The 5,655-nt window shown below is 41.4% G+C and carries 6 protein-coding genes; all 6 read left to right on the forward strand.

Features of this window, described 5'->3' with window-relative positions; genetic code table 11:
• Positions 1-137: 137 nt before the first annotated feature.
• From argC to U0M88_RS01025, 6 genes are read left to right on the forward strand one after another with little or no spacing between them, the layout of a single operon-like run.
• Complete coding sequence (argC, locus tag U0M88_RS01000; RefSeq protein ID WP_195222780.1) at positions 138-1,043, forward strand: N-acetyl-gamma-glutamyl-phosphate reductase; 906 nt, start codon at positions 138-140, stop codon at positions 1,041-1,043.
• A gap of 14 nt (positions 1,044-1,057) precedes the next feature.
• Positions 1,058-2,266, forward strand: a complete 1,209-nt coding sequence (gene argJ, locus U0M88_RS01005) for a bifunctional glutamate N-acetyltransferase/amino-acid acetyltransferase ArgJ (protein WP_331868622.1) — start codon at positions 1,058-1,060, stop codon at positions 2,264-2,266.
• Positions 2,263-3,123, forward strand: coding sequence for an acetylglutamate kinase (argB, locus tag U0M88_RS01010; protein ID WP_117446717.1), 861 nt, complete (start codon positions 2,263-2,265; stop codon positions 3,121-3,123). Before argJ ends, argB begins: the two co-directional genes overlap by 4 nt.
• Positions 3,124-3,132: 9 nt before the next feature.
• Positions 3,133-4,314 carry an aspartate aminotransferase family protein gene (locus U0M88_RS01015; protein WP_331868623.1) on the forward strand — a complete coding sequence of 394 codons (1,182 nt, stop codon included), beginning with the start codon at positions 3,133-3,135 and terminating at the stop codon, positions 4,312-4,314.
• A complete protein-coding gene (gene argF / locus U0M88_RS01020) occupies positions 4,311-5,225 on the forward strand; it encodes an ornithine carbamoyltransferase (protein WP_022789174.1) in 915 nt (304 codons plus the stop codon). The genes U0M88_RS01015 and argF overlap by 4 nt, the downstream gene beginning before the upstream one ends.
• Positions 5,222-5,566, forward strand: a complete 345-nt coding sequence (locus U0M88_RS01025; protein ID WP_117446715.1) for a cupin domain-containing protein — start codon at positions 5,222-5,224, stop codon at positions 5,564-5,566. The genes argF and U0M88_RS01025 overlap by 4 nt, the downstream gene beginning before the upstream one ends.
• The last annotated feature ends 89 nt before the right edge of the window (positions 5,567-5,655 follow it).

Here is a 5,655-nt window from a genome sequence, read left to right on the forward strand (position 1 = left end):
CTTTAGTGAAGATGTTTATACGGCCATAGATCTGCAGACTTGTCTGGCACAGCGAAAGAGCCTAGGTGGCCCAGCACCGGAAGAGGTTAGTCACCAGATTAAAAAGATCGAAGAATTTTTGAGTGAGGGTGGTTTTCATGAATAAGCCGAAGATTTATATCGATGGACAGGCCGGTACGACCGGTCTGGAAATCGTAAAGCGCTTATCAAATCGAGAAGATATTGAACTTTTAAAAATACCGGACGATAAAAGACATGATGATGTCGTACGAAAAGAATACATGAAAGAAGCAGACCTGGTGTTTTTATGCTTGCCGGATGCTGCCAGTATCGAAGCAATGAAGCTCATGGACGATAAAACGAAAGTCATCGATGCTTCCACGGCGCATCGTACCGATCCGGATTGGGTCTATGGTTTTCCGGAATTATCAAATCAACAGAAACAAAAGATCAAGTCAAGTTATCGAGTGGCTAATCCCGGATGTCACGCAACAGGTTTCATCAGCATAGTCTATCCTTTGATGAAACATCAGTTCATTCAAAAGGATACGTTGCTATCGTGCACATCTTTGACCGGATATTCAGGTGGTGGGAAATCGATGATTGCCCAATATGAGACGGATAAAACATCGGATCTATATGCTCCCAGACTCTATGGTCTTTCTTTACAGCACAAGCATTTAAAGGAAATGAAACAAATCTGTCATTTAGAAAAAACACCTTTATTTTGTCCGGTAGTCGATGATTATTATCGAGGCATGTTGACAACAATCATGATCGAGGGCAATAAAGAAGAAATTGTTCAACTGTATCAAGATTTGTATCAAGATACTTTTATTGAAGTCACAAAGGATGAAGACACTTACCTCTCAGCCAATTTATATGCCCAAAAGGATAACTTGAAGATTTGTATTCATGGTAATGATCAACAAGTGATGATCAGTGCTTTGTTTGATAATTTAGGTAAAGGGGCCAGTGGAGCCGCCATTCAAAATATGAATTTAATGTTAGGATTCGAAGAATATAAAGGATTATCTTACTAGGAAGGAGCATCGAAATGGAATTGATACAAGGAGGCGTTTGCGCTTCAAAAGGTTTTTTGGCAGGAGCGGTGCATTGTGGTGTGCGTAAATCACAGTCCAAGCTGGATCTTACGGTAATCTATTCGAAAAAGCCTTGTGCGGCTGCAGCCGTCTATACGACCAATCAAGTTAAGGCCGATTGTTTAAAGTTGACCAAAGAACATTTATCAAACGGTAAAGCACAGGCTATTATCTGTAATTCAGGGAATGCGAATGCATGTGCTCCTTTTGGAAAAGAAAATGCCTTAAAGGAAGCTGTTGCCTGTGCCAAATTAACACAGTTAGATACCGAGGATGTCATTGTCGCCAGTACCGGTGTAATTGGGCAAACCTTACCGATCGAAGCTATCGAACGAGGTGCCATGCAGATTGAGCTTAAAGAAAATAATTCATTGGAAGCAGCGCAGGCTATCATGACAACAGACACTAAAACAAAAAGCTGTGCAGTTTCTTTTGAATTGGACGGAATTCGTGTTCATTTAGGCGGAATCTGCAAAGGGTCTGGCATGATTCATCCAAATATGGGAACGATGCTAGCTTTTATTACCAGTGATGTGGATATCGAATCTTCTTTGTTGGAAAAAGCGTTACAGGAAATTACTAAGAAGACTTTTAATCGAATCAGTGTGGATGGAGATACTTCCACCAATGATATGTGTGTGGTTTTGGCTAATGGCATGGCCAAAAACAAACCGATTCAAACGGAAGGTGAAGCCTTTGATACGTTTAAAAAAGCGTTACATACGGTCATGGAAAATCTGGCGATACAAATTGCCAGTGATGGAGAAGGTGCCAGCCGCTTGTTGAGCGTGACCGTGTATGATGCCCAAAGTGAAGAACAGGCCGAAAAGCTTGCCAAATCTGTTGCTTCCAGTACATTGTTTAAAGCGGCGATGTTTGGCAGTGATGCCAACTGGGGTCGTGTTCTTTGTGCCATGGGGTATTCACAGGCAGCTTTTGATCCGGAAATCGTGGATGTGATATTTGCCTCAAAATTTGGCAAGATTCAAGTATGCCATAGGGGGAAAACCCTGGATTTTGATGAAGAACAAGCCAAAAAAATTCTCCAGACAGATTCCGTTCAAGTTTTGATCGATCTGCATCAAGGGGATGAGGTTGTTACGTGCTGGGGTTGTGATCTGACGTATGATTATGTAAAGATAAATGGAGATTATAGAACATGAAACCAGAAACACAAGCACAAGTTTTGGTAGAGGCCTTGCCTTATATCCAAAAATACAGAGGAAAAACGATCGTTATTAAATATGGCGGAAATGCGATGATCGATGAAGCGCTGAAAATGGCGGTCATTCAGGATGTCGTGTTATTAAACATGGTCGGTGTCCATGTGGTTTTGGTTCATGGTGGAGGACCGGAAATTTCCAATTTATTGGAAAAAGTCGGTAAAGAAACACAATTTATCAATGGCCTTCGCTATACCGATGCGGAAACAATGGAATTTGTACAGATGGCCTTATGTGGAAAAGTCAATAAAGATTTAGTCTCCCTTTTAGAAAAAGCCGGCGGAAAAGCGGTCGGTCTTTCCGGATTGGATGCTTCCATATTTAAAGCTTTACGTCATACCGATATTTATCGTACGGATTATGGATATGTAGGCGATATCATCAAAGTAGATGCTTCTTTAGTGCAGGAGTTACTTGATAAAGGCTATATTCCAGTTTTAAGCAGTATTGCTTCCGGCTATGATGATGACGTAAGCTACAATATCAATGCCGATCTGGCAGCAGAAAAAATTGCCATTGCCTTAAAGGCTGAGAAGTTTATCCTGCTGACTAATGTTAGTGGTGTCATGGAGGATATAGAAGATCCGGAGAGCCTGATTCCTTCGATTCAAGTTTCAAAGGTACGATCTCTGGAAAAAGAAGGTATTATTTCCGGAGGGATGATTCCTAAAGTACAGTGTTGTGTTGAGGCAGTACGTCAGGGAATTCATTCTGCCAATATACAAGACGGACGCATCCCACATTCGATCCTCATTGAGTTATTTAGCGATCAAGGTGTGGGTACGATGTTCTATTAGGAGGCCATCATGAATTTAGAAGAGATAAAAACATTGGAAAAACAATATGTGATGCAGACCTATGCGCGCAATGACTTATTTTTGGTCAAAGGGCAAGGATGTTTGTTATATGATGATCAAGGAAGCAGCTACATCGATATGACATCCGGTATCGGTGTCAATTGCCTGGGACATAATCATCCGGCATTGGTAGAAGCATTACACGATCAAAGTCAAAAGCTTATGCACACTTCCAATCTGTATTACACTGAACCAATGGTACAGGTAGCCAAAGAGTTAGTGGAATCAACCGGAATGTCAAAAGTGTTCTTTGCCAATTCAGGAGCAGAAGCCAATGAAGGTGTCATCAAGCTGGCACGTAAATACTCCAGTGATCGCTATGGACAACATCAATATAAAGTATTAAGTCTGGTGCAGTCTTTTCATGGAAGAACGATGATGACATTAACGGCAACCGGTCAGAATAAATTTCATCAGTATTTTTATCCGTTTCCGGATGGCTTTGAATATGTTATTGCCAATGATATTGAAGATTTCAAACAAAAGCTGGACGATTCTGTATGCCTTGTCTTGATGGAAATGATTCAGGGAGAAGGCGGTGTATTACCACTTGATAAAACTTTCGTGCAGGAAGTCACAAAACTTTGTCATCAAAAGGATGTGCTGGTAGCTGTTGATGAAGTGCAAACCGGAATCGGTCGAACCGGAAGCTTATTCTGTTATCAACAATATGAAATTCAACCGGATATTGTTTCGATGGCTAAAGGCTTAGGCGGCGGCCTTCCGATTGGAGGCATCATGACCAATGAAAAATGTTCAACCGTCTTACAGGCCGGCATGCATGGTTCGACATTTGGTGGGAATTTAATGAGTACAAGAGCAGCTATGACGGTTTTATCGATCGTTAATCAAAAGGAATTTTTGGAAAGCGTGAAAGAAAAAGGACAGTATTTCATGGATGCCCTACAAAACATACAAAGCCCGGATATTTTAGAAGTGCGTGGTATAGGACTGATGATCGGGGTAGTTGTGGATGAAAAGAAACGAGCCGGTTTTGTCAAGAAACTTCAAAAGAAGGGTGTACTTGTCTTAACAGCAGGATCACAGGCCATTCGTCTTTTGCCACCATTGATCATTTCTAAAGAAGAACTGGATCAGGTGATTCAGGCATTTCAGGAGGTATTTTCATGAAACATTTACTTACAATGCAAGATTTGAACAAAGAAGAGATCCTTCAGATTTTGGATTTGGCCGATCAGTTAAAATATGAAAGAAAACATCAGATTCCACATCGGCATCTGGAAGGCAAAAGTGTAGGTCTGATCTTCCAAAAATCAAGTACCCGGACACGTGTTTCCTTTGAAACCGGTATTTATCAGTTGGGTGGACAGCCTTTGTTTTTGTCAAGTCGTGATTTACAGATCGGACGAGGAGAGCCGGTGCAAGATACGGCCCGTGTTCTTTCCCGGTATTTGGATATGATCATGATTCGAACCTTTGACCAAAAAGAAGTAGAAGATCTGGCAAAATATGGAAGCATCCCTGTCATCAATGGCTTGACTGATTACAGCCATCCTTGCCAGGTACTGGCTGATCTCATGACGATTCGTGAGCGTTATGGAATACTGGAAGGATTAAAAATGTGTTATATTGGTGATGGCGATAATATGGCGAATTCTTTGATCGTCGGAGGGTTGCTTGTCGGTATGCAGGTCAGTGTGGCAACACCGGTTGATTATAAACCGGATGCCAAAGTGATGGATTTTGCCAAAGACTATGCGACATTTAGCTGGACATCCGAGCCTAAAGAAGCCATCAAAGATGCGGATGTTGTGATTACCGATACCTGGGCCAGCATGGGAATGGAAGAAGAAAAGGAAATTCGCCAAAAGGCGTTTCAGGGCTATACGGTTGATGATGATTTAATGGCATTGGCCAAGCCACAAGCCATGGTTCAACATTGTTTGCCGGCTTATCGTGGTCAGGAAATCACAGAAAAAGTCTTTGAGGATCATGCCGATGAAATCTTTGAAGAAGCCGAAAATCGCTTACATGCACAAAAGGCCGTCATGGTCTTATTGATGAAGGGAGAAAAAGCTTGAAGTTAACACCAGAAGATCGAACGAATGTTCAAAACGGGAATGGTACGGTTCATTTTGAACACATTCTAACCAGTGAAGAAATGAAAGGTATGAACAAGATGTATGCCCAGGTTACATTAAAGCCTGGATGCTCTATCGGATATCATACACATATCGGAAATGGTGAGGATTATTATATCCTTAAAGGGAAAGCGCTTGTCAACGATAATCAGGAAAGAGAAGTAACGCTTTTACCGGGTGAACATTTATATTGTCCGGATGGGAAGGGACATTCTATTTCGAATCCGGGAAGTGAAGATCTAGTCTTTATGGCATTGATCATTAATTCAAAACCACAATAAAAGAGCACGATGTGCTCTTTTATGCGTTTTTGGCAATTTGAATATATGCCTGGATCCCCTGCAATAAGATTTCTTCATCAAAATCAAAA

This window comes from Faecalicoccus sp. (assembly GCF_036552745.1).
GTDB lineage: Bacteria > Bacillota_I > Bacilli_A > Erysipelotrichales > Erysipelotrichaceae > Faecalicoccus.

What these genes read in the sequence shown, in the direction of transcription:
- argB (WP_117446717.1), top strand. Translation starts at nt 2,263, where the DNA reads ATGAAACCAGAAACACAAGCACAAGTTTTGGTAGAGGCCTTGCCTTAT.
- U0M88_RS01015 (WP_331868623.1), top strand. Translation starts at nt 3,133, where the DNA reads ATGAATTTAGAAGAGATAAAAACATTGGAAAAACAATATGTGATGCAG.
- argC (WP_195222780.1), top strand. Translation starts at nt 138, where the DNA reads ATGAATAAGCCGAAGATTTATATCGATGGACAGGCCGGTACGACCGGT.
- argJ (WP_331868622.1), top strand. Translation starts at nt 1,058, where the DNA reads ATGGAATTGATACAAGGAGGCGTTTGCGCTTCAAAAGGTTTTTTGGCA.
- argF (WP_022789174.1), top strand. Translation starts at nt 4,311, where the DNA reads ATGAAACATTTACTTACAATGCAAGATTTGAACAAAGAAGAGATCCTT.